Source organism: Sphingobium sp. AntQ-1 (assembly GCF_028538045.1).
Taxonomy (GTDB): Bacteria; Pseudomonadota; Alphaproteobacteria; order Sphingomonadales; family Sphingomonadaceae; genus Sphingobium; species Sphingobium cupriresistens.
The window spans coordinates 3,095,786-3,122,399 of sequence record NZ_CP117158.1; the positions used below are offsets into that span (position 1 = coordinate 3,095,786).

At 65.1% G+C, this 26,614-nt stretch carries 26 protein-coding genes; 17 read left to right on the forward strand and 9 right to left on the reverse strand.

The window, feature by feature from the left end; all coding sequences use genetic code 11:
* Positions 1–58: 58 nt before the first annotated feature.
* A complete protein-coding gene (locus sphantq_RS15595) occupies positions 59–1,285 on the forward strand; it encodes an NAD(P)/FAD-dependent oxidoreductase (protein WP_272798941.1) in 1,227 nt (408 codons plus the stop codon).
* 249 nt (positions 1,286–1,534) lie between these two features.
* On the opposite strand, the gene sppA is transcribed toward sphantq_RS15595, so the two are convergent.
* The gene (gene sppA / locus sphantq_RS15600) at positions 1,535–3,421 is read right to left on the reverse strand and encodes a signal peptide peptidase SppA (protein WP_066601124.1); all 1,887 of its coding nucleotides are present in this window, start codon (positions 3,419–3,421) and stop codon (positions 1,535–1,537) included.
* A gap of 152 nt (positions 3,422–3,573) precedes the next feature.
* Between sppA and gpmA the strand changes: the two genes are divergently transcribed.
* The 8 genes from gpmA (at position 3,574) to sphantq_RS15640 (ending at position 11,458) form a co-directional block, all read left to right on the forward strand.
* The gene (gene gpmA / locus sphantq_RS15605) at positions 3,574–4,260 is read left to right on the forward strand and encodes a 2,3-diphosphoglycerate-dependent phosphoglycerate mutase (protein ID WP_066601126.1); all 687 of its coding nucleotides are present in this window, start codon (positions 3,574–3,576) and stop codon (positions 4,258–4,260) included.
* A 104-nt stretch (positions 4,261–4,364) separates the two neighbouring features.
* Complete coding sequence (gene purE, locus sphantq_RS15610; protein WP_066601128.1) at positions 4,365–4,853, forward strand: 5-(carboxyamino)imidazole ribonucleotide mutase; 489 nt, start codon at positions 4,365–4,367, stop codon at positions 4,851–4,853.
* Positions 4,854–4,863: 10 nt separating this feature from the next.
* Positions 4,864–5,934, forward strand: coding sequence for a 5-(carboxyamino)imidazole ribonucleotide synthase (locus sphantq_RS15615; protein WP_129927300.1), 1,071 nt, complete (start codon positions 4,864–4,866; stop codon positions 5,932–5,934).
* Positions 5,931–6,413, forward strand: a complete 483-nt coding sequence (locus sphantq_RS15620) for a dihydrofolate reductase (protein ID WP_272798942.1) — start codon at positions 5,931–5,933, stop codon at positions 6,411–6,413. The genes sphantq_RS15615 and sphantq_RS15620 overlap by 4 nt, the downstream gene beginning before the upstream one ends.
* Positions 6,414–6,548: 135 nt before the next feature.
* Entirely contained in the window at positions 6,549–7,490 is a 942-nt protein-coding gene (locus sphantq_RS15625) for a bifunctional riboflavin kinase/FAD synthetase (protein ID WP_129927302.1), read from the forward strand.
* Positions 7,491–7,653: 163 nt separating this feature from the next.
* On the forward strand, positions 7,654–10,539 hold the full coding sequence (gene ileS / locus sphantq_RS15630; protein ID WP_272798943.1) for an isoleucine--tRNA ligase: 2,886 nt from the start codon (positions 7,654–7,656) through the stop codon (positions 10,537–10,539).
* Positions 10,536–11,045, forward strand: coding sequence for a signal peptidase II (gene lspA, locus sphantq_RS15635; RefSeq protein WP_066601136.1), 510 nt, complete (start codon positions 10,536–10,538; stop codon positions 11,043–11,045). The genes ileS and lspA overlap by 4 nt, the downstream gene beginning before the upstream one ends.
* A complete protein-coding gene (locus tag sphantq_RS15640) occupies positions 11,045–11,458 on the forward strand; it encodes a DUF3035 domain-containing protein (RefSeq protein WP_066601137.1) in 414 nt (137 codons plus the stop codon). The genes lspA and sphantq_RS15640 overlap by 1 nt, the downstream gene beginning before the upstream one ends.
* 14 nt (positions 11,459–11,472) lie before the next feature.
* Here the strand turns inward: sphantq_RS15640 and sphantq_RS15645 are convergent, their stop codons facing one another.
* The 6 genes from sphantq_RS15645 to sphantq_RS15670 form a co-directional block, all read right to left on the reverse strand.
* The gene (locus tag sphantq_RS15645) at positions 11,473–12,840 is read right to left on the reverse strand and encodes a DUF4403 family protein (protein WP_242496104.1); all 1,368 of its coding nucleotides are present in this window, start codon (positions 12,838–12,840) and stop codon (positions 11,473–11,475) included.
* A 257-nt stretch (positions 12,841–13,097) separates the two neighbouring features.
* Positions 13,098–15,026 carry a 1-deoxy-D-xylulose-5-phosphate synthase gene (gene dxs, locus sphantq_RS15650; protein ID WP_272798944.1) on the reverse strand — a complete coding sequence of 643 codons (1,929 nt, stop codon included), beginning with the start codon at positions 15,024–15,026 and terminating at the stop codon, positions 13,098–13,100.
* Positions 15,027–15,076: 50 nt separating this feature from the next.
* Positions 15,077–15,541 carry a Fur family transcriptional regulator gene (locus sphantq_RS15655; RefSeq protein ID WP_066601140.1) on the reverse strand — a complete coding sequence of 155 codons (465 nt, stop codon included), beginning with the start codon at positions 15,539–15,541 and terminating at the stop codon, positions 15,077–15,079.
* Positions 15,542–15,586: 45 nt separating this feature from the next.
* Positions 15,587–15,913 carry a DUF423 domain-containing protein gene (locus sphantq_RS15660; RefSeq protein WP_066601141.1) on the reverse strand — a complete coding sequence of 109 codons (327 nt, stop codon included), beginning with the start codon at positions 15,911–15,913 and terminating at the stop codon, positions 15,587–15,589.
* A complete protein-coding gene (locus sphantq_RS15665) occupies positions 15,910–17,706 on the reverse strand; it encodes a cation:proton antiporter domain-containing protein (protein WP_272798945.1) in 1,797 nt (598 codons plus the stop codon). The genes sphantq_RS15660 and sphantq_RS15665 overlap by 4 nt, the downstream gene beginning before the upstream one ends.
* A complete protein-coding gene (locus tag sphantq_RS15670; RefSeq protein WP_272798946.1) occupies positions 17,706–18,128 on the reverse strand; it encodes an iron-sulfur cluster assembly scaffold protein in 423 nt (140 codons plus the stop codon). Before sphantq_RS15670 ends, sphantq_RS15665 begins: the two co-directional genes overlap by 1 nt.
* Before the next feature lie 109 nt (positions 18,129–18,237).
* Between sphantq_RS15670 and sphantq_RS15675 the strand changes: the two genes are divergently transcribed.
* Both sphantq_RS15675 and sphantq_RS15680 read left to right on the forward strand, forming a co-directional pair.
* The gene (locus sphantq_RS15675) at positions 18,238–18,687 is read left to right on the forward strand and encodes a YaiI/YqxD family protein (protein ID WP_066601147.1); all 450 of its coding nucleotides are present in this window, start codon (positions 18,238–18,240) and stop codon (positions 18,685–18,687) included.
* On the forward strand, positions 18,687–19,874 hold the full coding sequence (locus sphantq_RS15680) for an NAD(P)/FAD-dependent oxidoreductase (RefSeq protein ID WP_272798947.1): 1,188 nt from the start codon (positions 18,687–18,689) through the stop codon (positions 19,872–19,874). The genes sphantq_RS15675 and sphantq_RS15680 overlap by 1 nt, the downstream gene beginning before the upstream one ends.
* A gap of 43 nt (positions 19,875–19,917) precedes the next feature.
* On the opposite strand, the gene sphantq_RS15685 is transcribed toward sphantq_RS15680, so the two are convergent.
* Together sphantq_RS15685 and sphantq_RS15690 are read right to left on the reverse strand one after the other, a co-directional pair.
* A complete protein-coding gene (locus sphantq_RS15685) occupies positions 19,918–20,664 on the reverse strand; it encodes a LytR/AlgR family response regulator transcription factor (RefSeq protein WP_066601150.1) in 747 nt (248 codons plus the stop codon).
* 20 nt (positions 20,665–20,684) lie between these two features.
* On the reverse strand, positions 20,685–21,797 hold the full coding sequence (locus sphantq_RS15690; protein ID WP_272798948.1) for a sensor histidine kinase: 1,113 nt from the start codon (positions 21,795–21,797) through the stop codon (positions 20,685–20,687).
* A 144-nt stretch (positions 21,798–21,941) separates the two neighbouring features.
* Between sphantq_RS15690 and sphantq_RS15695 the strand changes: the two genes are divergently transcribed.
* The 6 genes from sphantq_RS15695 to sphantq_RS15720 all read left to right on the forward strand — a co-directional run bounded on the left by sphantq_RS15695 (position 21,942) and on the right by sphantq_RS15720 (position 26,589).
* The gene (locus sphantq_RS15695) at positions 21,942–22,160 is read left to right on the forward strand and encodes a hypothetical protein (protein ID WP_066601155.1); all 219 of its coding nucleotides are present in this window, start codon (positions 21,942–21,944) and stop codon (positions 22,158–22,160) included.
* A gap of 76 nt (positions 22,161–22,236) precedes the next feature.
* Positions 22,237–22,491, forward strand: a complete 255-nt coding sequence (locus sphantq_RS15700) for a hypothetical protein (RefSeq protein WP_066601157.1) — start codon at positions 22,237–22,239, stop codon at positions 22,489–22,491.
* 52 nt (positions 22,492–22,543) lie between these two features.
* Positions 22,544–22,894, forward strand: coding sequence for a winged helix-turn-helix domain-containing protein (locus sphantq_RS15705; RefSeq protein WP_272798949.1), 351 nt, complete (start codon positions 22,544–22,546; stop codon positions 22,892–22,894).
* Between the two features lie 23 nt (positions 22,895–22,917).
* Complete coding sequence (locus tag sphantq_RS15710) at positions 22,918–23,316, forward strand: STAS/SEC14 domain-containing protein (protein ID WP_336314431.1); 399 nt, start codon at positions 22,918–22,920, stop codon at positions 23,314–23,316.
* 161 nt (positions 23,317–23,477) lie between these two features.
* Complete coding sequence (locus sphantq_RS15715; protein ID WP_272798950.1) at positions 23,478–25,832, forward strand: TonB-dependent receptor; 2,355 nt, start codon at positions 23,478–23,480, stop codon at positions 25,830–25,832.
* 208 nt (positions 25,833–26,040) lie between these two features.
* Positions 26,041–26,589, forward strand: a complete 549-nt coding sequence (locus tag sphantq_RS15720) for a hypothetical protein (RefSeq protein WP_066601160.1) — start codon at positions 26,041–26,043, stop codon at positions 26,587–26,589.
* Positions 26,590–26,614: the final 25 nt, after the last annotated feature.

Here is a 26,614-nt window from a genome sequence, read left to right on the forward strand (position 1 = left end):
TCCCGTCGCAAAGCGCGCCAATCAGCGGCGCAAACAGGGCAAAGAGGATAGTAGGCGGATGAGCTATTATGACGTTCTGATCGTGGGCGCGGGCCATGCGGGCGCGCAGGCGGGAATCGCGTTGCGGCAGGCGGGCTTCGAAGGATCGATCGCGATGATCGGTGATGAGAAATATCCGCCCTATGAACGTCCGCCGCTGTCCAAGGAATATTTTGCCGGCGACAAGACTTTCGACCGCATCCTGATCCGCCCCGCCACCTTCTGGGGCGAACGCAATATCGACATGCTGCTGGGCAAGCGCGTGAAGAATGTCGATCCGGTGGGCAAGTTCGTGACCGCGGGCGACGAGGAGATCGGTTATGGCAAGCTGATCTGGTGCACCGGGGGCAGCCCCCGGATGCTGACCTGCAACGGCGCGGACGCGCGCAATGTCCATGCCGTGCGCCGTCGCGACGATGTCGATGCGATGATGGCCAAGATCGACAGCATCACCCATGTCACCATCATCGGCGGCGGCTATATCGGGTTGGAGGCCGCGGCCGTCCTGTCCAAATTCGGCAAGACAGTGGTGCTGCTGGAAGCGCTGGACCGGGTGCTGGCGCGCGTCGCGGGCGAAGACCTGTCGCGCTTTTACGAAGCCGAGCATCGCGCCCATGGCGTCGACCTGCGCACCGGTGCGCGGATGGATTGTATCGAGGTCACCGACGGGAAGGCGACCGCCGTTCTGATGCAGGATGGCGAGCGGATCGAAACCGACATGGTGATCGTGGGCATCGGCATCATCCCCGAAACCGGCCCGCTTATCGCGGCGGGCGCGGCGGGCGGCAATGGCGTGGACGTCGACGAATTTTGCCGTACCTCACTCGACGACATCTATGCCGTGGGCGATTGCGCCGCCCATGCCAACCGCTTCGCCGGCGGCGCGCAGATGCGTCTGGAATCGGTGCAGAATGCGAACGACCAGGCGAAGGTCGCGGTGGCGCATATCATGGGCAAGGCAGAGGCCTATGACGCCGTGCCCTGGTTCTGGTCGAACCAATATGATCTGAAACTCCAGACGGTGGGGCTGTCGACCGGCTTCGATCAGGCGATCCTGCGCGGCGACCCTGCAACACGCAGCTTCTCCGTCGTGTACCTGAAGGGCGGCAAGGTGATCGCGCTCGATTGCGTCAACATGGTCAAGGATTATGTGCAGGGCCGCGCCCATGTGATCGGGGGCGCGGCGCTGGACGTGGCGCAACTGGCCGATGCCAGCGTGCCGTTGAAGGAAGTCGGTCTGGCTTGAACGGCGGGCGGCATGGGAAAATAGCAAATTGGGTGGTTAGCGGACATAGGAAATCCGTTCGGGCTGAGCGAAGTCGAAACCCTCTGCCGAGCGGAGCGAGGTCAAATGCTTCGCCTCCGCTCAGCAACGCCCTTCGACTTCGCTCAGGGCGAACGGGTTGCCAGGGTCGACCGATGGTCGCGACCGGCCGTTTCGCTTACCGGGCTGCGCCGCTAAGTTCGTCCACTCCTGTCAATTCAGGAGCGGAGGTCATCGCCAGTATTCCGCCAGCATCGCTAGCACGCTGCGCTCTTGCGCTGCGTTGCGGTGTTTTGGCGCGCCATAGCCGCGGCATTCCAGGCAGTCGGCGCGGACGCCGGCGCCCATGACCAGCGCCTTGACGTCCGACACAGCCTGCATCGCCCAGCCGCGCTGGATCAGCGCCTGGCGCGCGAGCATGTCGCGCGGCGGGGCGCTGGCGTCGCCCTGTTCGCGGTCGGCGACCGACTGGACGAAGGCGGTGAAGCTGTCGGGTTGCTTTTCGATATAATAGGCTTTCGCCTTTGCCGGATCGAGTTTCGCGCGGCGGGCGGCTTCGGCGATGGCCTCCTCCAGACCGCCGAAGCGATCCACCAAGCCGATCTGGCGCGCAGTGCCGCCGTCCCAGACGCGGCCCTGCGCGATGGCGTCGATCGCTTCCGGCGACTTCTTGCGCGATTGCGCGACAAGGCCGACGAAGCGGCGATAGATATTCTCGACGCCCAATTGCATGATCTGGTCGAATTCCGGCGTGGTGCCGCCCGCGATATCGGGCTGGCCGGACAGCGGCGTGGTGCGCACGCCGTCGGTGGTGATGCCCATCTTGGCCAGCGTGCCTTCGAAGCTGGGCAATATGCCGAACACGCCGATCGACCCGGTGATCGTGTCCGGTTCGGCGAAGATGATGTCGGCCGGGGTAGACACCCAATAGCCGCCGCTGGCCGCGACATTGGCCATGGAGACGACCACGGGCAGGCCGTCACCCTTGGCCTTCAGGATCGCGCCGCGGATCTTTTCCGACGCCATGACGGAACCGCCAGGCGAATCGACGCGGACGACGAGCGCCTTCAGTTCCTTTTCATCGAGCGCGGTCAGCAGCAGGTCGGAAATGGTGTCGCCCGCCGCGGTGCCGGGGCCGGCTTCGCCATCGACAATGTCGCCCGCGATCGTCAGCACGCCGATCTGGCCGTCATTGGCGGGCTTGCGCGCCTTCACATAAGACGCAAGGTCGATCGTGGCGAAGCTGCCCGCCTTGTCGCTGGCGGCTTCACCCGCGATCTGGGCGACACGCTCGCCGAAGGCCGCTTCGTCGCCCAGCTTATCGACCAGCCCGTTGGCCAGCGCCGCTTTGCCCATGTCGCCCCCGACCGCCTGCGCTGCGGCCAGCGGGTTGGCGGCGTAGGCGGCGATCTTCGCCTTGGGTCGCGCCTTGGCCACGTCGTCCTGCCAGCTTTGCCAGAGCGAACCGGCCAGCGCCTGGTTGGCCTGTTTGGCTTCAGGCGATTGTTCCGCGCGGGTGAAGGGTTCGACGAAGCTCTTATAGGTGCCGACGCGATAGACATGGGTGTTGACGCCCAATTTGTCGATCAGACCTTTATAATAGAGGTTCGATCCGCCCCGTCCCATGATCGCGACGCCGCCCAGCGGGTCGCTCCACACTTCGGTGGCATGAGCGGCAATCTGGTAGCCGTCGTCGCTGTAGAGGGTGGCATAGGCGAGCACCGGCTTCTTCGCGGCGCGCACCGCGTCCAGCGCTTTGCCCACGCGCGCCATGGCGACCTGGCCGCCGCCCAGGAATCCATCGAGGTTCAGCACGACCGCCTTGACCTTGGCATCCGTCTTTGCAGAGTCGAGTGCGGCGACGATGTCGGACAGGCGATACTCCTTGGCGTCCGGGCCGGAGCCGGAGAGCAAGGCCATCGCGCCGATCTCGGCCGGTTGCTCGACGATGCTGCCATTCAGGTCGAGCAGCAGCGCGCCCGACGACACGGTCTTGCCCGGCTTTGGCGAGTAGGAGAGGGCGGCGTAGAGCGCGCCGAAGAAGAGCAGCAGGAAGAGCAGGACGAGGCCGTCCTTGATCGCGACCAATATGCGCCAGGCGCCCTTCACAAATGCCAAGTTTCTGCTTCCTTCCGTTGACCCTGTCTGGCTATCCGATGGATGCGCCGACTGCAATGTGGGGGGCACGGATCGGGCGACAAGCTTGCGCGCGCGATTTAGCGCGTTATGGGGAGCCATCATTCGCCGTTATCGTGCAGGAGACGCGCCCAATGCCCACTCTCGTCCTCATCCGCCATGGCCAGTCGTCATGGAACCTGGAAAACCGCTTCACCGGCTGGTGGGATGTGGACGTGACCGAGAAGGGCGCCGAAGAAGCGCGCGCCGCCGGTCGCCTGATGGCGGAGAAAGGTCTGGATTTCGACCAGTGCTATACCAGTTTCCAGACCCGTGCGATCAAGACGCTCAATCTGGCGCTGGAGGAAATGGGGCGGCTGTGGTTGCCGGTCGAGAAGGACTGGCGGCTGAACGAGCGCCATTATGGCGGGCTGACCGGCCTGAACAAGGCGGAAACGGCCGCCAAGCATGGCGACGATCAGGTCAAGATCTGGCGTCGCAGCTTCGACATTCCGCCGCCGGTGCTGGAAGCGGGCAGCGCATTCGACCTGTCGGCCGACCGCCGCTATGACGGTATCGCCATCCCGTCGACCGAGAGCCTGAAGGACACGATCGCGCGCGTCCTGCCCTATTGGGAGGCGACGATCGCGCCCGACCTGAAGGCCGGCAAGCGCGTGCTGATTTCGGCGCATGGCAATTCGCTGCGCGCGCTGGTGAAGCATCTGTCGAACATTCCCGATGACGAGATCACCCATCTGGAAATTCCGACCGGCCAGCCGATCGTCTATGAACTGGCGGACGATCTGAGCGCGATCGATCGCTATTATCTGTCGGAACGGTAAGGGCCGGTTTACGCAAATCTACATTGCCCCTTGGCGGCCCGACCGCTAAGGGGCTTTGCTTTCCGGGCGACCTGTCGCGTCGCTCGTCCCAGGGGAAGCAGCATATGAGCGGGGCAGTCACGGTCGGCATCATCATGGGGTCGCGGTCCGATTGGGACACGATGCGCCATGCCGCCGAAACGCTCGAAGCGCTGGGCGTTCCCCATGAATGTAAGGTGGTGTCGGCCCACCGCACCCCGCAGCGCCTGTATGATTACGCCACCGGCGCGGTTTCCCGCGGGTTGAAGGTCATCATCGCGGGCGCGGGCGGGGCAGCGCATTTGCCCGGCATGACCGCGTCGATGACCCGCCTGCCGGTGCTGGGCGTGCCGGTCGAATCCAAGGCGTTGAAGGGCATGGATTCGCTGCTGTCCATCGTCCAGATGCCCGGCGGCATTCCCGTCGCCACGCTGGCCATCGGCAAGCCCGGCGCGATCAATGCGGGGCTGCTGGCGGCATCGATCCTGGCCACCACCGACGATGCGCTGGCCGACCGGCTGGACGCCTGGCGCGCACGCCAGACCGAGGCCGTCGCCGAAACCGTCGAGGATTGAAGGCAGGATCATGACGACCATCGCGCCTGGCGCCACCATCGGCATTCTCGGCGGCGGCCAGCTCGGTCGGATGATCGCCACCGCAGCGGCGCAACTGGGCTATCGCACGCATATTTACGCGCCCGAAGAGAGCGGCCCGGCCGCCGACGTGTCGCCCACCTGGACGCGGGGCGCCTATGAGGACCCGCAAGCACTGGGCGATTTTGCCGACAGCGTCGATGTCGTCACCTATGAGTTCGAGAATATCGATCCCGCCGCGGTCGAGATACTGTCCACCCATGGGCTGGTCCGCCCCGGCGCGCAGGCGCTGCGTGTGGCGCAGGACCGGCTGGCGGAGAAGCGCTTCGTTTGCGACCTGGGCGGGCTGACCGCGCCCTTCGCGTCGGTCGAAAGCCTGGACGATCTGGAAAGCGCGATCGAGCAGGTCGGCAGCCGCGCGATCCTGAAGACCAACCGCATGGGCTATGACGGCAAGGGGCAGGCCCGCCTGTCCGAGCCGGGCGATGCGGTGGGCGCGTGGAACGCGATCGGGCGGCAGAGCGCGATTTTGGAAGGGTTCGTGACCTTCGACCAGGAATTTTCCGTGATCCTGGTGCGCGGCCATGACGGCGCGGTGCGATTTTGGGATTCGGCGGCCAATGTGCATGTCGATGGCATATTGGCGACCTCGACCGTGCCCGCGGGCGCGCTGATCGAGGGGCAGATGGCGCAGGCGCGCGGCATGGCGCAGAAGATCGCTGACGCGCTCGATTATGTCGGCGTGCTGACCTGCGAATTTTTCGCCAGCGCCGACGGGCCGGTATTCAACGAAATGGCGCCGCGCGTGCATAATAGTGGCCACTGGACGATCGAGGGCGCGGTGACGAGCCAGTTCGAGAACCATGTCCGCGCGATTTGCGGCCTGCCGCTGGGCGATACTGCGCTGGCAGCGCAGGTCGTGGCGATGCGCAATCTGATCGGTGACGATGCTGACGACTGGCTGGCGATCCTGTCCGACCCGGCGAACCATCTGCACCTCTATGGCAAGCATGAGGCGCGGCCTGGGCGGAAAATGGGGCATGTGACGCGGTTGACGCTGTGAGCGAAATCGTCCTGGTCCTCGCCCGCGCCGACAATGGCGTGATCGGCAAGGATGGCGACCTGCCCTGGCGCCTGCCCGCCGACCTCAGGCATTTCAAGGCGGTGACGCTCGGCCATCCGATGGTGATGGGACGCAAGACGTTCGACAGCCTGCCCGGCCTGCTGCCCGGCCGCCGCCATATCGTGCTGACGCGCGATCGCAACTGGCGCGGGGAGGGGGCGGAGGTCGCCTATGATATAGACGGGGCGATCGCGCTGGCTGATGCGCCGACCGTCATGGTGATCGGGGGCGCGGAAATCTATCGGCTGTTCCTGCCGCGCGCTGACCGGATCGCACTGACCGAGGTGCATCTGGAGGCGGCGGGCGACGCCAGCATCGCCTATCCCGATCCGGCGTACTGGCGGGAAACGGCGCGGGCGGACCATGACGCGCTGGATGGGCGACCGGCCTATAGTTTCGTGACGTTGGTGCGGGGTTAGCCATCATGGCCTGCCGCGCAGGCGGGAGCGCAGTCCTGAGCGTGGAACTGGGGTTCCGCCTGCGCGGGACGCGGGCGCGACGAAGGATGGAACAGCGCATTGCCACGCCCCATCCACCCCCCTATAGGCCGCGGCATGGAGCGGCTTAGCAGCAGCGCCCCGATCCCTGCGCATCTGCGCGGGAGCATCATGGCGCTCGGCAATTTCGACGGGTTTCACGCGGGCCATCAGGCGGTGGTCGCGCGGGCGATTGCGCGCGCGCGGGCGGAGAGGCGTCCGGCGATCGTCGCCACATTCGATCCCCATCCGGTACGGCTGTTCCGGCCCGATACGCCCTGGTTCCGCCTGACGACGCTGGACCAGCGACAGGCGCTGTTCGCGGCGGCGGGGGCGGACGCGATGCTGGTGTTCGCCTTCAACCCCGCGATGGCGGCGATGCGCGCAGAGGAATTCGCCGCGTTTCTGGTGCAGGATATGGGCGCGGCCGGGGTCGTGACGGGGCAGGATTTCACCTTTGGCAAGGCGAAGGGCGGCAATGTCGCCACGCTCGCCGAACTCGGCGCGGCGCTGGACATGGTGGCTGAGGCGGTGCCGGCCGTGACCGACGACAGCGGCGAGATCGTCTCCTCCAGCCGTATCCGCGATGCGCTGAAGGCCGGCGATTGCGCCACCGCCACGCGGCTGCTGACGCGGCCCTTCACCATTCAGGGGGTGGTGCAGCATGGCGACAAGCTGGGCCGTACCATCGGTTTTCCGACCGCCAATATCGACATGGGCCATTATCTGCGGCCGGCCTATGGCATTTATGCGGTGCGCGGGTTGTTGGCTGACGGGCGGGTGCTGGATGGCGCGGCGAACCTAGGTATCCGCCCCAGCTTCGATCCGCCCAAGGAATTGCTGGAGCCGCATTTCTTCGATTTCGCCGAAAGCCTCTACGACCAGATCATTGAGGTGCAGTTGATCCACTATCTGCATCCTGAGTTGAAATATGACGGGCTGGACGCACTGATGGCGGGGATCGCGAAGGACTGCGTGGACGCGCGGCAAATCCTTGCGGGAACGCCTTACGTCGCTTAAGGCACGCTCTCCATTCACCCCGTTCGTCCTGAGTAGCCATTGAGCGAAGTCGAAATGGTGTATCGAAGGACTGGGCCTTGGCGCGGATGCTTCGATACGGGCCTTCGACAAGCTCAGTCCCTACTCAGCACGAACGGTTTTGCGTTCTAGTGCCGGACCCATCATGACCGACCAGCCCGATTATAAGTCCACCGTCTTCCTGCCCGTCACCGACTTTCCGATGAAGGCCGGCTTGGCCCAGAAGGAGCCGGCGATCGCCGCCAAGTGGGAGGCGATGGGTCTGTATGATCGCCTGCGCGAGAAGCGGGCCGGGCGTGAGCGCTTCATCCTGCATGACGGCCCGCCTTACGCCAATGGCGACATCCATATGGGCCATGCGATGAACAAGGTGCTGAAGGACATCATCGTCCGCAGCCAGTCGTTGCTGGGCAAGGATGCGCCCTATGTGCCCGGCTGGGACTGCCATGGCCTGCCGATCGAATGGAAGATCGAGGAGGAATATCGCAAGAAGAAGCTGAACAAGGATGAGGTGCCCGCCGCCGAATTCCGCGCCCAGTGCCGCGCCTATGCCGACAAATGGGTGGGCGTGCAGAAGGAGCAGTTCAAGCGTCTGGGCGTGATGGGCGATTGGGCCGATCCCTATCTGACCATGAAGTTCGACGCCGAAGCCACCATCGTGGGCGAATTGCTGAAGTTCGCGGAAAGCGGGCAACTGTATCGCGGGGCCAAGCCCGTCATGTGGTCGCCGGTGGAGAAGACCGCGCTGGCCGAGGCGGAAGTGGAATATGAGGATGTGACCTCGACCCAGATCGACGTGGCGTTCGAGATTGCCGAAGCGCCGAACGCGCCGGAACTGGTTGGCGCCCATGCGGTGATTTGGACGACGACGCCCTGGACGATCCCGGTTAACCAGGCGATCGCGTTTGGGGAGGCTGTAGATTATTCTATCGTGTCTTGCGTCGACCATGATGGAAAATCGCTTGGGCGTTTTCTCGTCGCAACCGATCTTGTTGCGGCCTTTCAGGCACGAGCAGATGCAGCCCTCCGAGGGACGGAGAGTCCTGAGCTTGTTGGTGTTTGGAGTATCGATGGCTTCGTCCATGGAACCCAACTCGCCGGCGCCATCGCCCGTCACCCGATGCACGCGCTCGGCGGCTTCTTCGCGCGTCCGCGCCCGCTGCTGCCCGCCGACCATGTCACCACCGACGCGGGCACCGGCCTCGTCCATATGGCGCCCGACCATGGCGAGGAGGATTTCCTCGCCTGCAAGAAACTGGGCATCGATCCGGTCTTCGCGGTCAATGATGCGGGCTTCTATCGCGACGACTGGGAGTGGCTGCCGGGGCAGGGCAGCGTCATCAACACCAAGTTTAACGGCGTGGACGGTTCGATCTGCGCCGACCTGCGCGCTGCGGGCGCGCTGCTGAGCGCCAGCGACTTCCGCCATAGCTATCCGCATAGCTGGCGGTCGAAGGCGCGGATCATCTATCGCTGCACCCCGCAATGGTTCATCCCAATGGATAAACCCCAGGACGGCGGGATTGCCGACGTCGATGGCGGCGTGATGCCGACCCCGATCGTCACGGGCAACGGTCCGACGTTGCGTGAAATCGCGGTCGATGCGATCGCACATACCCGCTGGGTGCCCGAGCGCTCGACCAACCGCATCCGTTCGATGGTGGAGGGCCGTCCCGACTGGGTGATCAGCCGCCAGCGTGCCTGGGGCGTGCCGATCGCCCTCTATGTCCATCGCAAGAGCGGGCAATATCTGGTTGATCCGGCGGTCAATGCCCGCATCATCGAGGCGTTCAAGGGCGCCGGTGCGGACGCCTGGTTCGGTGCCGATCATCAGGCGCTGCTCGGCCCCGATTACGACCTCGCCGACTATGAGGTCGTGAACGACATTCTGGACGTCTGGTTCGACAGTGGATCGACCCACAGCTTCGTGGTCGAGGGGCGCTATGGCGAGGGGACACGCGCTGACCTCTATATCGAAGGATCGGACCAGCATCGCGGCTGGTTCCAGTCCTCGCTCCTGGAAAGCTGCGGTACGCGGGGCCAAGCACCCTATAAGGCGGTGCTGACCCATGGCTTCGCGCTTGACGGCACGGGCAAGAAAATGTCCAAGTCGTTGGGCAATGTCGTCGATCCGCTCAAGATCATGGGCGAGAGCGGCGCGGACATTTTGCGCGTCTGGGTCGCCAGCACCGACTATTTCGATGACGTCCGCATCGGCAAGGAAGTGCTGGCCGGATCGTCCGACGCCTATCGCAAGCTGCGCAATACCTTCCGCTATATGCTCGGCGCGCTGGCCGACTATGATGAAGAGAGCGAAGCGGTGTCCTATGCCGAGATGCCGGAGCTGGAGCGCTATATGCTCCATCGGCTGGCGGCGCTGGACGCGGAGCTGCGCGGCGTAGTGGACAAGAGCAAGGGCAGCGAGACATGGCTGGAGTTCAGCCGCTATACTCGCGCGCTGTTCGATTTCGCCAATAGCGACCTGTCGGCCTTCTTCTTCGATATCCGCAAGGATTGCCTCTATTGCGATGCGAAGAGCGACCCCAAGCGTCGCGCCTATCGCACGTTGCTGGATACGCTGTTCCATGCGCTGGTCCGCTATGCCGCGCCGATCATCCCCTTCACGGCGGAAGAAGTGTGGCAGAGCCGCTTCCCGGATGAGGCTGACAGCGTGCATTTCCTGGAATGGCCGGAAGTCGACCATCATTGGATCAACGCGCATCTGGACGACAAGTGGACCGAATTGCGCAGCCAGCGTGAGCAGGTGAACGAGGCGATCGAGCCGCTGCGCCGGGAAAAGATCGTGCGGTCCAGTCTGGACGCCGACGTCACCATGGGCGAATTGGTGCCGGTGGGCGATGTCGACTTTGCCGAAGTGGCGATCGTCGCACGCGTGACCATGGGTGAGGGCGATGGCATCGTCGTGACGCCCAGCGACTGGCATAAATGCGGCCGCTGCTGGCGCAAGCTGCCGGAGGTGACGGAGGACGGGACGCTGTGCGACCGTTGCGACGGGGTGTTGAAGGCATGAGCGCCATCAATCACCGCCCGCTGGGGCTGACCGTCGCGATCGTGACGCTCGCGCTCGACCAGCTCGTCAAATATACGGTCACCTATCCGCTGGCGCTGAAAAGCCGGGTGGAGGGGATCGACATCCTGCCGTTCTTCCGCCTGCGCTGGCTGGAAAATCGCGGCGTATCCATGGGCTTTTTCCATGCCGATACCGACACGGCGCGCTGGGCGCTGGTGGGGATGACGATCCTGATCTCCGCATTTGTCGGCGTGTGGATGTGGCGCGAAAAGGCGCGGCAGGATGTCGCGGCGCTGGGGCTGGTGCTGGGCGGGGCGATCGGCAATATCGTCGATCGTGTGCGGCTGGGCTATGTCATTGATTATGCGGACCTGCATATCGGCGAGTGGCGGCCCTTCCTGATTTTCAACCTGGCCGATGCCGCCATCACCATCGGCGTGTTGATCCTGCTTGCGCGGGCGTTGCTGCTGCGCGACAAGGGCGCAAAGACGGAGACTTTGAAGTAATGCGTAAACTGATCCTCGCTGCCGGCCTTGTGTCCACCCTGTCCGCCTGCGGCGGCGGCGGCGGGCTGTTCAACCGCGAGCGCCCCGATGAATTCGCCGTCTCGCGCCAGGCGCCGCTGGTGATCCCGCCCGACTTCGCGCTGGTGCCGCCCGCGCCGGGCACCCCGGCGGCGGCGGCGGTCGATTCGCGCAGCGAAGCGATGCAGGCGATGTTCGGCGGTCCCGCCGCGCGCAGCGCATCGGAAAGCGCCGCGTTGAACGCGGCGGGCCGCGCCAATGCGGCATCGGGCATCCGATCGTCGGTGGGCGATCCAGACACCCAGGTCGTGGACAAGGGCGCCACCACCCGCGACATCATCGCCGCGCCCGAAGGCGACGGCCAGGAAGCCCGCGCTGCGACGCCCCAGCCCTGATCAATAGGGCTTGATTATCCAGACGGCGCGGTTGGCTTAGCCGCGCCGCCGGATGGCCGATAGCTGATCTGCGCCTGACCCGTCGCACGGACGGGCAGGTGCAATCCCTGGCCATAAGCGTGAATCTGACCTATATCGAACCTGTCGGCATGGGCATGGATGACGAAGGCGCCTTCCCGCCTTTCCGCGATGGCGCGGGCGATCTTGCGCTTGAGTTCCACAATATCCTTCGCGAAATTCTGACCAAGCGCGCTGGCGATCAGGCTGGAGAAGCCGGGGCTTCGCCCGATCGCCAGCAGCATATCGCCACTGACGCCGTCGGTATCGCCAGTAATGACCGGATCGACAAAGCCCACGCGCGGCGAATTGACGGCATTGACCGGACGCGCCGCCAGCCAGATGCGGCCATGGATGTCCTCCGTCGAATCGGCCAATCGCGCGGTGACATCCACGCCCACCGCGACACGTCCGCCCGTCGCCCCATAGCAGGTCACGTTGGAAAAGCGCGCGGACACCGGGCCGATGCCGGGCAGGTCGAACGGACGCGCAGCGCGTTTTGACAGGGCGCGCTGGATGACGGGTTGAAGCTGGCGATAATCCGCCGTCACCGGCAGATGGAAGGACAGGCGGTTGCGCACCGGCGCTCGGTTGAGTGGGGGCAAGGCCGTCGGCCGGGGCGCTGCCGGGGCATCGCCGACAAAGGTTTCCGTGATCGCCTCCATGCCTAGGTCCAGCCGAAGCGAGCGGCCGCGCATCGTGTAACCGTTGTAGAAGATCTTCTGCGGGCTGATGCGCATCCAGACTGGCGGATTTTGCCTGTTCAACTCCAGCGTAGCGAAAGCCTGACGCCAATATTTTTCCGCTTCGCCGCGCAGGTTCATCCGGCTGAGTTCGCGCGGCAAATCCCGTTCCAGCCTGGCGACGACGGGGCGCAGTTTTGCATCGGCTTCGTCGGTGAAGCGAATGCGCTGACCCAGGAAATCGATGCCGGGCGGCGCGGTCCAGTCATAATGGAGCCGCACCGTCCCCTTAGGTGTCCAGTCGCGCGCCAGGTCGATGGTGATGCGCGCCTGCACCATGGCCGATCCGGTGGCGGTTTCGCCTTTCAGCACACCGCCCACGTCGCGCGCGCTGATGCTGGCATGGATGGGCAGGTCGGCGACGATCTCCCGTCCCTCGCCGCGCAGGCTGACCGGGCCGCGGGTGACGGTGCCGACGATGGTGCAGCCGATGGGCGGCGTGACCTTTAACTCGCCGCCGAATATCTTGACCTTTTGCGGCGCGACACAGCGCGGTTCGCGCCGGTTGATGGTCCACAGGATGCGCGGCACCGCCTGTTCAATCGCCGCCCGCAATGCGCTGGCGTCGGCATCGACCGGCACCGCGATCAGGGACTTTTCCTGGGGCGCCGGTACAGGATCCGATGCGCGGGGCGGCGCAATGTCTACGGGCTTTTGCTGGCACGCGGCGCATAAGATTAACGCGAGAAGGGCCGGCGACAGTTTAGGCAAAGCCCGCGAAATCAACTGAAAATGCGCCGGCAACCGTTTCCTCCGCTCCTGATGATCATGCCGTTCAGCGTATTGACGGCACGGTTGATCCATTACGTTTGCGGCGGGAATTTAGTTCCTGTCTTTGGTCAGGCCCGCGCCTCTGCGCCGACGCTATTGTGGCGCAGGGCGGTCAGGACGGTGTCGACGATCGCGTCGGCGTCCAGACGGGCGTCGGCATATTGTTTTTCGGGCTTGTCCTGATCCTGGAAGATGTCGGGCAGGCGCAGGGTGCGCAGCTTGAGGCCGTTGTCGATCAGGCCGAGATCGCTGGCCAGCGTCAGGACATGCGCGCCCAGGCCGCCGATCGCGCCTTCCTCGATGGTCACGGCCACTTCATGACTGGTCAGCAGCTTTCGGATCAGCGCTTCGTCCAGCGGCTTGGCGAAGCGCAGGTCGGCGACGGTGGTGGACAGGCCCTTGGCCTCCAGCGCTTCGGCGGCTTTGAGCGCTTCTTCGAGGCGGGTGCCGAGCGAGAGGATGGCGACCTGCCGCCCTTCGCGCACGATCCGGCCTTTGCCGATTTCCAGCCGTTCGGGGATTTCGGGCATGGCGACGCCTGTGCCGTTGCCGCGCGGGTAGCGCAGCGCGATCGGGCCGCTATCATACATGGCGCAGGTATGGACCATATGAACCAGTTCGGCTTCGTCCGCCGCAGCCATCACCACCATATTGGGCAGGGTCGCAAGATAGGTGACGTCGAAACTGCCCGCATGGGTCGAACCGTCGGCGCCGACCAGGCCGGCGCGGTCGATGGCGAAGCGGACGGGCAGATTCTGGATCGCGACGTCATGCACGACCTGGTCGTAGGCGCGTTGCAGGAAGGTCGAATAGATGGCGCAGAAGGGGCGCATCCCTTCGGCCGCGAGGCCCGCGGCGAAGGTCACGGCATGTTGTTCGGCGATGCCGACGTCGAAGCTGCGGTCGGGGAAGGCCAGTTCGAACTTGTCGAGGCCGGTGCCCGACGGCATGGCCGCGGTGATGGCGCAGACCTTGGGATCGCGTTGCGCTTCGGCGATCAGCGCCTGGGCAAAGACATTGGTGTAGCTGGGCGGTCCCGGCGGAGCTTTCGCCTGGGCGCCGGTGACGATGTCGAATTTCTGGACGCCATGATATTTGTCCGCCGCCGCTTCGGCCGGGCCATAGCCCTTGCCCTTCTGCGTGACGACATGGACCAGGCACGGCCCTTCGGCCGCGTCGCGGACATTTTCCAGCACGGGGATCAACTGGTCGAGATTATGGCCGTCGACCGGACCGACATAATAGAAGCCCAGTTCCTCGAACAGGGTGCCGCCCATCGCCATGCCACGCGCGAACTCGTCCGTCTTGCGCGCGGCATTGTGGAGCGGGCGGGGCAGTTTGCGGGCGAGGCGCTTGGCCAGGTCGCGCAGGCCCAGAAACTCACGGCTGGACACCAGACGGGCGAGATAGGCGGACAGGCCGCCGACCGGCGGAGCGATCGACATGTCATTGTCGTTGAGGATGACGACCAGGCGATTGCCGGCCGCGCGGGCGTTGTTCATCGCCTCATAGGCCATGCCTGCCGACATGGCGCCGTCGCCGATCACGGCGATGCCCTTGCCAGGGCGATCCTGCATCTTGTTGGCGACGGCGAAGCCCAGCGCGGCGCTGATCGAGGTGGAGCTGTGCGCCGCGCCGAAGGGGTCATAATCGGATTCGGCGCGCTTGGTGAAGCCGGACAGGCCGCCGCCCATGCGCAGGGTGCGGATGCGGTCGCGCCGGCCGGTCAGGATCTTGTGCGGATAGCATTGATGACCGACGTCCCACACCAGCTTGTCCTGCGGCGTGTCGAACACATAATGGATCGCGGTCGTCAGTTCGACCACGCCAAGGCCGGACCCCAAATGACCGCCGGTCACGCCGACGGCGGAGATCACCTCCTGCCGCAATTCGTCGGCCAGTTGCCGCAACTGGTCAGGCTTGAGGGCGCGCAGGTCCGACGGCCAGACGACCTGGTCGAGAAGCGGCGTGGAGGGGCGATCGTTCATCGAAGACATAGACTCGTGTAGCGGCTAGGCCGTTCAGTGGGCAAGCGCAACGGCGCTCTTTAGGCCGCGCACCTGGCGCAGGTGCCCAATATCTCGATCACCGGCCGTTCGGCATGGAAGCCTTCATGTGCGGCGATCGCGCGCACATCGCCGGTCACCTTGTCGTCATCGACATGGGTCGCCTGCTTGCAATTGCGGCAGACCAGGAAGATGCAGTCATGGTGGCAGCCGGGATGGGCGTTGGCGATATAGGCGTTGGCGCTTTCCACCCGCATCGCGATATTGTTGGTCACGAACAGGTCGAGGATGCGATAGACGCTGTTGGGCGCGACGCGCTTGCCGCGCGCCTTGGACACGGTATCGGCGATGTCATAAGCCGAGGCCGGTCGTTCCTCCGCCGCGAGCGCGTCGAAAATGGCGGCGCGCATGGGCGTCCATTGTTCTTCCTGCGCCTCCAGCGTCAGGCGCGCGGCGTCGGCGAGCTTCGTGCCGGTCGGTTCATGATGGTGGTGATGGTCGGCCATGGCGTCAATCTAGGCTTGCAGGGGACCGGGGGCAAGGGCGGTGCGTCAGCGCTGCCCGAAGGACCATGCGGCCCATAGCCAGCCCGCGATCATCAACATGCCGCCGATCGGCGTGACCGCGCCCAGCCATTTGGGTCCGCCCAGCGCCATGGCGTAGAGGGTGAGGGCGAAGATCGCCGCGCCGACGAGCATCAGCGCCGCCGCGCCGCGCGCAACGCCGATGAGGGCGACCGCGGCGACGGCGTGGATCAATTGATAGAGGCCGCCGGTGCGCAGCCATTCCGCCGCCTTGGGATCGGCGACGCCATGCGCGCCGAACGCGCCGGCCCCTATCGCCAGCGCCGCGGACAGGCAGGCCAGTATCGCGATCATGCCTTTTCTCCATCCCCTCTGCTGAGCAGCCGCATGGACTTGCCGGGGCGATACATCAAGTCCTTGGCCGCGAGCAGACTGCCATGTTCGGTCTGGAGCGCCATGCGTTGCGCGTCATTCTGGCGATATTGGCGCTCGACTTCCTCGACTTCTTCGTCCGGTACGCCAAGCGACTGCATCGCCTGTACGCCCATGCAGATGGCCGATTCATAGACTTCGCGGACGATGCCGGCGAGGTCCATGTCCTGCAATTCCAGCACCTGTCGCCGGTCGAAGGCGCGGACCATCAAGGCGGCTTGGGGGAAGGCTTCGGCGATCGGCTGGAGCGCGCGCGAATCGAGCGAGGGGTCGTCGATGCAGAAGGCGATGAGGCGCGCTTCGTCCGCGCCGGCGCGGTGGAGCAGGTCCATGCGGGTGCCGTCGCCATAATAGACCTTCATGTCGAACCGGCTCGACACCTCGATCTGGGCGGGCTTCTTGTCGATCAGGGTGACGCCGAAGCCATGGCCCATCAGCATCTGCGCGACGGTCTGGCCGAAGCGGCCATAGCCCACGATGATGGCGGAGCCGCGCGGGGCATCTTCCGGGCCGGGCAGGTCGTGATCCCTGGGCTTGGCGAACTCGAAGCGCCGGGCGAAGAGCATCAGAAAGGGCGTCGTCGCCATGGAGAAGGTGACGATGGCGGCGAACAGGCTGGCCGCCTGCGGCGCGATGAGCAGGGCGTTTTGCGCCTGGGTGAAGAGGACGAAGCCGAATTCGCCACCCTGGCTGAGCAACAGGCCCGCACCCAGCGCCGGGCGCCATTCCATGCCGAACAAGCGGGCGAGGCCGGTGATGATCGCCGCCTTGGTCGCAACCAGAACCACCGCCATGGAGAGCACGAACAACGGATTGGCGGCGACGGCGCGCAGGTCCAGCACCATGCCGACGGCAAGGAAGAAGAGGCCGAGCAGGATCGAGCGGAATGGCTCGACGTCGGATTCGATTTCATGCCGGTAGGGCGAATCGGCGAGCATGACGCCCGCGACGAAGGCGCCCAGCGCGGTCGAGAGGTGCAGGCTGTGCATCAGTGCGGCGGCGGCCAGCACGGTGAAGAGGCCGACGACGACGAACATCTCCCGCTCGCCCATGCGGCCGACCAGCCCCAGTAGCGGGCGCAGGATGAAGCGGCCGGCCAGGACGAGGCCGGCGATGGCGGCGACGGTGTAGCCCGCCATCATCCAGCCCGGCGGGCCGCCGGCATCGGCGGGATTGCGGGACAGGGCGGCGACGATGGTGATGAGCGGGACGATCGAGAGATCCTGGAACAGCAGGATCGAGAAGACCTTCTCACCGAAAGGGGAGTTGATGCGGCCGCTGGACTTCAGGCCCGGCAGCACCTGCGCGGTCGAGGAGAGGGCGAGCGGCAGGCCGAGCGCGATCGCCGCGCCCCAGCTAAAGCCGGTCGAATAGAAGATGATGGCGGTCAGGATGCAACCGCACAGCACGACCTGCGCCAGGCCGAGCGCGAAAATGTCGCGTTTCAGGCGCCAGAGCCGGGCGGGATGAAGTTCGAGGCCGACGAGGAACAGCAGCAGGACGATGCCGATTTCAGCGATGGCGAGTTTCGATTCGCCGCCGCCGACAAGGCCCAGGCCCTGCGGTCCGACCAGTGCGCCCGCGACAAGGTAGCCAAGGACCGCACCGAGGCCGAAGCGGCGGAAGAGCATGACGAACAGCACGGCGGCGCCGAGCAGGATGACGCCTTCGGACAGGAGAATGTCGGTGGCGCTGACGGCCTGATGCGCTTCCATCAGGCGTCTGCTTGTCTGGCGGCTTCGGCGATCGCTTCGAAGCCGAGGCGAATCGAGGCGTGGCGAGCCGGGTAACCGCGCGCGGGGGCGAGGACGGCGAGGCCGGGCCAGAATTCGAGATCATCGCTGTCGCCCGACAGATAGGCGGCCAGCCTGTCGCGGGCGTCGGCCAGTTCGTCAGCCGTGAGGCCGATGGCGTGGCCGGCCATCAGCGCGGCGGAGGCCTGACCCAGCGCGCAGGCCTTTACGTCGAGGCCGAGGTCGGCGAGGCGGCCGTCGGCCATCCGCACGTCGGCGGTCACGCGCGAGCCGCAGGTGGGCGAGCGTCTTTCGACACTGGCCTGCGCGTCCGACAACCGCTGGTGATGCGGGATGCCGGCGGCGAGCCGCAATATGTCCTTGTTATACAGGGGGGCGTTCATGAAGGTCCATGTAGGGCAGGATCGGCGCGGGGTGAAGGCGGGGAATGGTCCCAACCGAAATAAGCCGGCATCCTTGTCTCGACCGGTCCCACCGCCTATCGCCCAGCGCATGAAGATATTGGTCGATGCCGATGCCTGCCCCGTGAAGGAGGAGATCTACAAGGTCGCCTGGCGGCATGAGATTCCCGTGACGATCGTGAGCAACAGCCCGATCCGCATTCCCGCCCATCCGCTGCTGGACCGGGTGGTGGTGAGCGACGGGTTCGATGCGGCGGACGACTGGATCGCCGAGCGGGCCGATGGGGCGTCGGTATGCATTACCGCGGACATATTGCTGGCCGATCGTTGCCTGAAGGCGGGGGCGACCGTGATCGCGCCCAACGGCAAGCCTTTCACCCATAGCTCGATCGGCGCGGCGATAGCGACGCGGGCGATCATGGCGGATTTGCGGGCCGGCGGCGATCAGGTCGGCGGGCCGCCGCCCTTCGGCAAGAATGACCGCTCGCGCTTCCTGCAGGCGCTGGACGAGACCATCGTCCGCCTGAAGCGGGGGCGGTGATGCTCGACGCTGATCCAGGCATTTGGGATGCGATCGTGCTGGGCGCGGGCGCAGCGGGGATGATGTGCGCCGCGACCGCCGGGCAGCGGGGCAAGCGCGTGCTGCTGGTCGACCATGCCGATGCGGTGGGCAAGAAGATCCTGATTTCCGGCGGCGGGCGGTGCAATTTCACCAATATCCATACCGCCGCCGACCGATATCTGTCCGCCAATCCGCATTTCGCCAAGTCGGCGCTGGGGCGTTACACGGCGCAGGATTTCATCGGACTGGTCGATCGTTATGGCATCGCCTGGCATGAAAAGACGCTGGGGCAATTATTCTGCGACGGGTCGGCGAAGCAGATCGTCGCGATGCTGGAGGAGGAATGCGTCAAAGGCGGCGTGACGCTGGCGCTGGGGCAGCCGATCGCGGATGTCGATCATGGCGAGGGCCTGTATCGCGTGACGATCGGCGGGACGGTGCATCGCGCGCCCGCGCTGGTGCTGGCGACCGGGGGACCGTCGATCCCCAAGATGGGCGCGACCGGCTTCGCCTATGATGTGGCGCGCCATTTCGGGTTGAGCATCGTGCAGCCGCGCCCGGCCTTGGTGCCCTTCACCCTGGGGCCGGAGGAGGCGCTGTTCCAGTCGCTGGCGGGGGTGTCGGCCGATGTCGAAGTGCGCTGGAACAAGACGCGCTTTCGCGAGGCCGCGCTGTTCACGCATCGGGGGCTGTCCGGACCGGCGATGTTGCAGATTTCCTCCTATTGGCAGCATCGCACGCCGATCCAGGTGGATTTCCTGCCGGACAAGGCGGCGGACTGGCTGCTGGCGGAGAAGCGGGAGCGGCCGCGCGCGACGCTGCGCCGGGTGGTGGCGCAGGCGCTGACCGAGCGGCTGGCCGACACGCTGCTGGAGCGAATCGGGGTGCAGGGCGAGATGGGCAACCTGTCGGACAAGGCGCTGCGGCAAGTGGCCGCGCGGCTGGGCGACTGGGCGTTCGCGCCGTCGGGGACGGAGGGCTATGCCAAGGCAGAGGTGACGGTGGGCGGCATCGCGACGGCCGGGCTGTCGTCGCGGACGATGGAAGCGGCCAAGGCGCCGGGGCTGTATGCGATCGGCGAGGCGGTGGATGTCACCGGATGGCTGGGGGGATATAATTTCCAATGGGCCTGGGCCAGTGGCGTGGCGGCCGGACAGGCATTGTAGGAAACTCGCCTCCGTTCGGGCTGAACGGTTAAAAGATAAGCCCCTACCGCCCCGTCATCGCCCGTGCGTTCGCCAGGAAGGTGCGACCGATGCGGATTTCGCCGCCGTCGGCGAGCGCCGCGAACCAGACGCCGCTGCCGTCGTGGCGCAGGCGCGCGATATGGTCGCGGCGGACGATGTGGCTGCGATGCAGGCGGACAAATTGTTGGGGGTCGAGCCGTTCCTCCAGGCTGCTGATCGTCTGGTGCAGCAGATAGCTGTGACCGCCGACATGCAGACGCATATAGTCGCGTTCGGCCTCTATCCGATCGATCTGGTCGGTGGCGATGCGGATCAGTTCGGAGCGGTGCGGCACCCAGAATTCCTCGGCCCATTCGGGCTGCGGGGCGCTGGAGATGGCGGGCGCGGTGTCGGGGGACTGATGGCGCAGCGCCAATTCGACCCGATCGATCGCGCGGGTCAGGCGATCATGGGCGACGGGTTTCAGCAGATAATCGACCGCAGCGAGATCGAACGCTTCCACCGCGAACCCTTCGAACGCGGTCACGAAGATCACCGCCGGGCGGATGCCCATGCGGCCGACCGCGCGGGCGACGCCGATGCCGTCCAGCAAGGGCATGGCGATGTCGAGCATGACCAGGTCGGGCTTCAACCCTTCGATCAGGCGCAGCGCGGCTTCGCCATCGGTGGCGGTGCCGACGAGCGCGATGCGCGGTTCGCGCGCGCAGAGCATCTGGAGGCGTTCGACGGCGAGCGGTTCATCGTCGACGATCATGGTGCGGACTGGCATAGCGCGAATGGACATGGGAGTCAGCAACCCCGGCGGATGATGGGCAAGGTGAGAAGGACGGAAAAACCCTTCCCCTCGCGCGGACCATAGACGATCTGGCCCTGATCCCCAAAGCGGGCCGTCAGCCGATCGCGCACATTGGCGAGGCCGATGCCGCTGCCGCTGTCCGACCGGCCCGGCGGATTGTCGCCATCGTCGGTGACGGCGATGTGCATCAGGTCGCCATCCTCGCGCGCGGTGATGCGGATCTCCACCGGGCTGGAGGTGCGCGAGACGCCATATTTGATCGCATTTTCGACCAGTGGCTGGAGGATGAGGCCGGGGACGCAGGCGTTCATCAGCACGGGCGGGATGTCGACCACCGTCTTCAACCGATCGGGGAAGCGGACCGATTCGATATCCAGATAGAGCGTCTGGAGATGGACCTCCTCCTCCAGCGGCACTTCTTCGAGCGGATCGTCGGTCAGGCTGGTGCGGTAGAAGTTGGAGAGCGACATGATCATCCGTTCCGCTTCGTCCGGGCGGTTGCGCATGACCAGGGTGGAGAGCGAGTTCAGCGTATTGAACAGGAAATGCGGGTTCACCTGATAGCGCAGCGAGCGCAGTTCGGCCTGTTGCGCCGCCTTTTCCAGCCGGGCGGCGCGCCGCTCCGTGCGATGGGCTTCGCTGGCGTAGGACAGAGCCAGATACAGGCCCGCCCAGGCGGCGAGAAAGAAATAGCGGCTGAGCGCGTCTTCCACGATCGAGACGAGGAGATAGCCCTCCTCCTTGGTCATCTTCATCATCTCGCCTTCGGAGATGAAGTTGCCCGGATCATAGACGTTGAAGATATAATAGTTGGCCGCCGCCATCGCGAGCGCGAAGGGCGCGGCGAGCGAGAAGGCGGCGACGACCCTGATCGCGAGCGGCCTGGCGTCGAAACGCCGGAGCGCGAGATAGAGTATCCAGGTCACGATGATGCCGATGACGGTGACGATGATGCGGCGGACCGCCATTTCGCCTTGCGATTCGAAGCCTACGATCATGGCCCGCAACGAAACCAGCAAGGCGTAGAAAAACCAGAAGCCCAAGATGGAATAGAGCGCGATCGCCGGCGCCACGCCGCGATCGCCGTCTTCGGGAAGATCAGTCATGGCCTCTGTCTACGCCGGTGCGGGGCGAAAGTCTGTAGGTCGCGCGGTTGCTGGTCGAACGGGCGGCGGCGTTGGTCGAAGCCGGCGAGGGGAACCGGGCCGCCGCGCCGTCCGTTCATCCTTGGTGGATAGAGGAGAGAGACAATGACGGACAACAAGACCGACATACGTCCCAACAGCCGCGAGGAAGCCGGCGACGCGCGCGAAAGCGACGCGCAGGATCATGTTCTGGATAAGGACGAAAAACTGGAAGAAGGCCTGAAGGATTCGATGGACGCATCCGATCCGCCATCGACCACCAAGCCGGGCGACCATGGCGATCCGGTGCCGTCTTCGGGCTATAAGAAAGGCGGGGATAGATAGCTCCGCCGATATGAACATGCTATCATGGCGGCGGCAGAGCGAAAGCGCCGCCCCGCGAGAGAGGAGTTTGCCATCCATGCCGACGTCCACCACCCCCGCCATCGAGCGTATCGCCCGCGTCCTGGCCGGTCGCCAGCTAAGCCTGAATGGCGGCGGTAGCGATCCCCATGCGTCCGGCGCGGTGGATGCGGCATGGCCCGACCATGTCGATGACGCCTACGCCATATTGCACACATTGCGCGAACCCGATGCCCAAATGGCGCAGGCGGGCGATGTCGCGGTGTGGCGGTCCATGATCGGCGCGGTGCTGGAGCGGCGCGCCGGAGCCTGATCCTTTTGCCGGCATTGGCCATCCTCCTGCGTTGTGGCAGGAAGGCGGACCGATGCTGAAGATCAAGATCCAGATTTATTGCGGCGACCAGATCGCCATGGGGCCAGGCAAGGCCGACCTGCTCGACGCGATTGCGGGCGAGGGGTCGATATCGGCCGCCGGACGCAAACTGGGCATGAGCTATCGGCGTTGCTGGCTGCTGGTGGATGTGATGAACCGATGCTGGGCGCAGCCGCTGGTTGCGACGTCGAGCGAGGGCGCGCGGCTGACCGAGATGGGGGCCGCGGTGCTGCGTGACTATCGGGCGTTGCAGCGGGCGGCTTCGGGCGCGGGCGAAGACGCATGGCCGGTGCTGGAGCGGCAGTTGCGGGCTGAGCCATTGGCGGCCCAGGCAGCGGAATAAGATTTCGGTAAGGCGGATCGGGCATGAGGGCCGTGGAGGCTGTCAGCATGTACGACATTAAATTTCGCCACGATATCAATCTGCTCGACATTAGTTGGCATGGCCTGTTCAGCGGCGAAGCCGTGGCCGCCTATGCGCGGGAGGTGAAAGGGCGGTTCGTAACCGAGGGTTTCTCGCCGGGCTATCGGTTGCGGATGGACATGCGCCGTAGCGCGGTGCAGCCGCAGAACGCGGTGGCGGCGTTCCGCGAACATCTGGGCGAAGGGCTGTTCCCGCGCGCGTCGCGCATCGCCATCGTCACGCCAAGCGCCATCGCCAAATTGCAGGTGCGGCGGGAGATGACGCAATCCTATCTGCGCATCTTCGCCGATGCGGACGCGGCGTTCGTCTGGCTGATGGAAGCGCAGGCGGCGGCGGCCTGACAGGCAACGCGACAGACGACACGACGGGCAAAAGCAACAACGAGTGAGACGCTTGTTGCGCGGTTTCATCGCTATATCCGAATATATATAGCGAATCCTTTTCAGCCTGTTTATCGGTCCCGTAAATCATGGGGGACGACAGGGTGACGATGGGGATGAAGATGGCGGCGGCGGTCCTGATGGGATCGGCCGTCTGGACCGGCGGCATGGCGCAGGCGGCGGAGGGCGATGCGGGCGACGGCGCGATCGTCGTGACGGCGCGGTTGCGCGAGGAAGACCCGCAGCAGGTGCCGGCCGCGTTGACACTCGTCAGCGGCCAGGAACTGACGCGGACTTACACGGTCAATGTCAGCCAGTTGAGCCAGTTGGCGCCGGCGCTCAATTATTCGTCCGCCAATCCGCGCAACACCGCCTTCACCATCCGCGGGCTGGGGTCGAGCGTCGTGGCGGTGAGCCAGGCCAATGACGGGCTGGAGCCGGGCATGGGCTTCTACGTCGACGGGGTCTATCATGCCCGGCCGGCGACGGCGGCGTTCGATTTTACCGATATTGAACGGATCGAGGTACTGCGCGGGCCGCAGGGGACGTTGTTCGGCAAGAACACGACCGCCGGCGCGATCAACATCCTGTCGAAAAAGCCGGGCTTCGATTGGGGCGGAGAGGCGGAGCTATCCTATGGCAGCCGCGATTTTCTGCAGGCCAAGGCGGCGGTGACGGGGCCGATCGCCGGGGACGTGCTGGCGTTCCGCCTGTCTGGATCGGTGACGCGGCAGGATGGATATATCCGCAATATCGTGCGGGACGAGGATCAGAACAATATTCATAATGACGCGATCCGCGGACAATTGCTGTTCGCGCCATCGGACGATTTTTCGCTGCGGCTGATCGGCGACTGGTCGAATTTCAAGAATAACTGCTGCGCGCAGGTGCATGTGCGGATCGCGCCGACATTGAAGCCGACGGCCCAGCAATATGCCGCGCTGGCTGCCAATGCGCCTGGCGGCGCCTATGCCCCGCCGAGCGCCAATCCCTATGACCGGGTGACCGATAATGACGCGCCGCTGGGCGTGGACACCAATGAGGGCGGGGTGTCGGGCATCGCCGAGTGGACGTTGGGCGGGGTGACGCTGACGTCGATCAGCGCCTGGCGTTTCTGGAACTGGGATGCGGGGAACGACCGCGACTATACCGGGCTGCATATCCAGACGACCCAGCATATCCCGTCGCGGCAGGACCAGTTTTCGCAGGAATTCCGCATCGGCTCCAACACGCCCGGCAATGTCGATTATGTCGCGGGCCTCTATTATTTCCACCAGAAGATCGTCGGCCATCCGATCAGCATCTATGGGCCGCTGGCGACCTACTGGCTGTTGCCGGGGCGGCCGGCGGACCTGCTGGACGGATACCAGACCGCCGGGCGCACCGATTTCCGGTCGGAAAGCTTCGGCATTTTCGGCGAGGTGACATGGCGGCCGCTGCCCCGGATCGCGATCACCGGCGGCATAAGATATACCTATGAAGAAAAGGACGGCGTCTATGATGTGACTGCCTTTGGCGGGCTGACCACGGGGCTGACGCCGGCCTTGGTCAGCGACAAGAATTCGATCCTGCGTAGCCAGTCCTACAGCGCGCATCTGGGCGATGGCAGCGCATCGGGACGGGTGAACATCGCCTATGACCTGACCGACGGGGTGATGGCCTATGCCAGTTTCGCGCGCGGGCAGAAGTCGGGCGGGATCAACATGTCGGGCCTGCCGGTCTATCCCGCCGGTGTGCCGGGCCATGCGTCGGGCGACCCGATCCTGAGCACGGTGACGGTGCGGCCGGAGAAGAACAGCACATGGGAGGGCGGGGTCAAGACACGGCTGCTGAACGACGCGCTGACCTTCAACATCGACGCCTATTATACCCGCGTCACCGATTTCCAGGCCAATGTGGTGGACAGCGCGGCGGTGATCGCGCTGCGCAGCTATCTGGCCAATATCCCCAAAGTGACGGTCAAGGGGATCGAGTTCGACGCCGCGGCGCGAGTGGGCGCGCGGCTGACGCTGCGCGCGGCGGGGGCCTATTCGGACGGCGTCTATGCCAGCTATCCCAAGGGGCCATGCCCGATCGAGAAGACAGGCAGCGGCACGGCGCAATGCGACCTGTCGGGGCAGGCTATGCCGGGCCTGCCCAAATGGACCGGATCGGCGGGCGGCGAATATCGCCTGCCCGTATCGGTGGCGGGCCGCGACGGAGAATTTGTGCTGCGCGCCGACGCGGTGACGCGGACGAAGATCTTCGGCGATGCGACCGGATCGGCCTATACCGTCATCGAGGGCTATACGCTGGTCAATGGCAGCATCGGTTATCGCACGCCACGTTGGGAGGTGGCGGTGTTCGCACGGAACATCTTCGACAAAAATTATATGCAGAACCTGACCGTGCAGGCCGGCAATAGCGGGCTGATCGTCGGCACACCGAGCGATCCGCGCACCATCGGCGTGACGTTGCGCGCGGCGCTGGGCGGTTGAGGCGCGCCCTGCGCCTGGTCGCGGTCGCGGGAGTTTGGGCTTTGAGATGCTTGCCGAAAATTCCGTTCGCCGCAGTCACAAGATTTTCATGTTGCGCTGCAAAAAGAAATCTGGTCCCTTGTGAATGGCGGTGGAACAGGCCCTTAAGCCTTCAGTAACCATAGAGGGCGCATGTTCCATCCTACGACTTCAAGTCGGAGGGCTTAACATGGGTACGAGTGCAAGACCGGCGGATGGGGCTGTAACCCTGGCGGAACTGCGAGAGTTCGCAAGCTTCTCATCCTCCACGCAACGCTATATTCGCCGATCGCTGGATATCGGGCTGCATCGCCGCGACGCGATGAAGCTATGGTCCCGCGACATGGTCGAGGAAGCCTCCATCCGGGCGCAGGCGCGCATCTATGGGCGGCTGGACGATATCAAGGCGCGCGTACCCGACGACAGCGGTCTGGAACAGGTGGAGCCGTTCATGGCGCCGCTGGTGACCATATCCGCCTTCGACCTGGGTCAGGATCGTCTGGGCAGCTTTTCCTCCTACCGCTTCCTGTATGAGCGACTGCTGGGCGCCGGGGCGCGGCCCTGGTTGCCGGGCGCCTTCTGCGCCGCGGCCAGCCTGCCGCATCTGCACCCCGAAAAGCGGCGCGCGCTGCTCCAGTCGATCAGCGAGGCGGCGGCGACGGCGGTGGGCTGGTCCAATCGCGAACCGACCTTCTACCCCGAATGGGTGGAAAAGGTGGATCTTTCCAAGGCCAACTGAGCGCGACCTTTACGGTCCGGGCTCG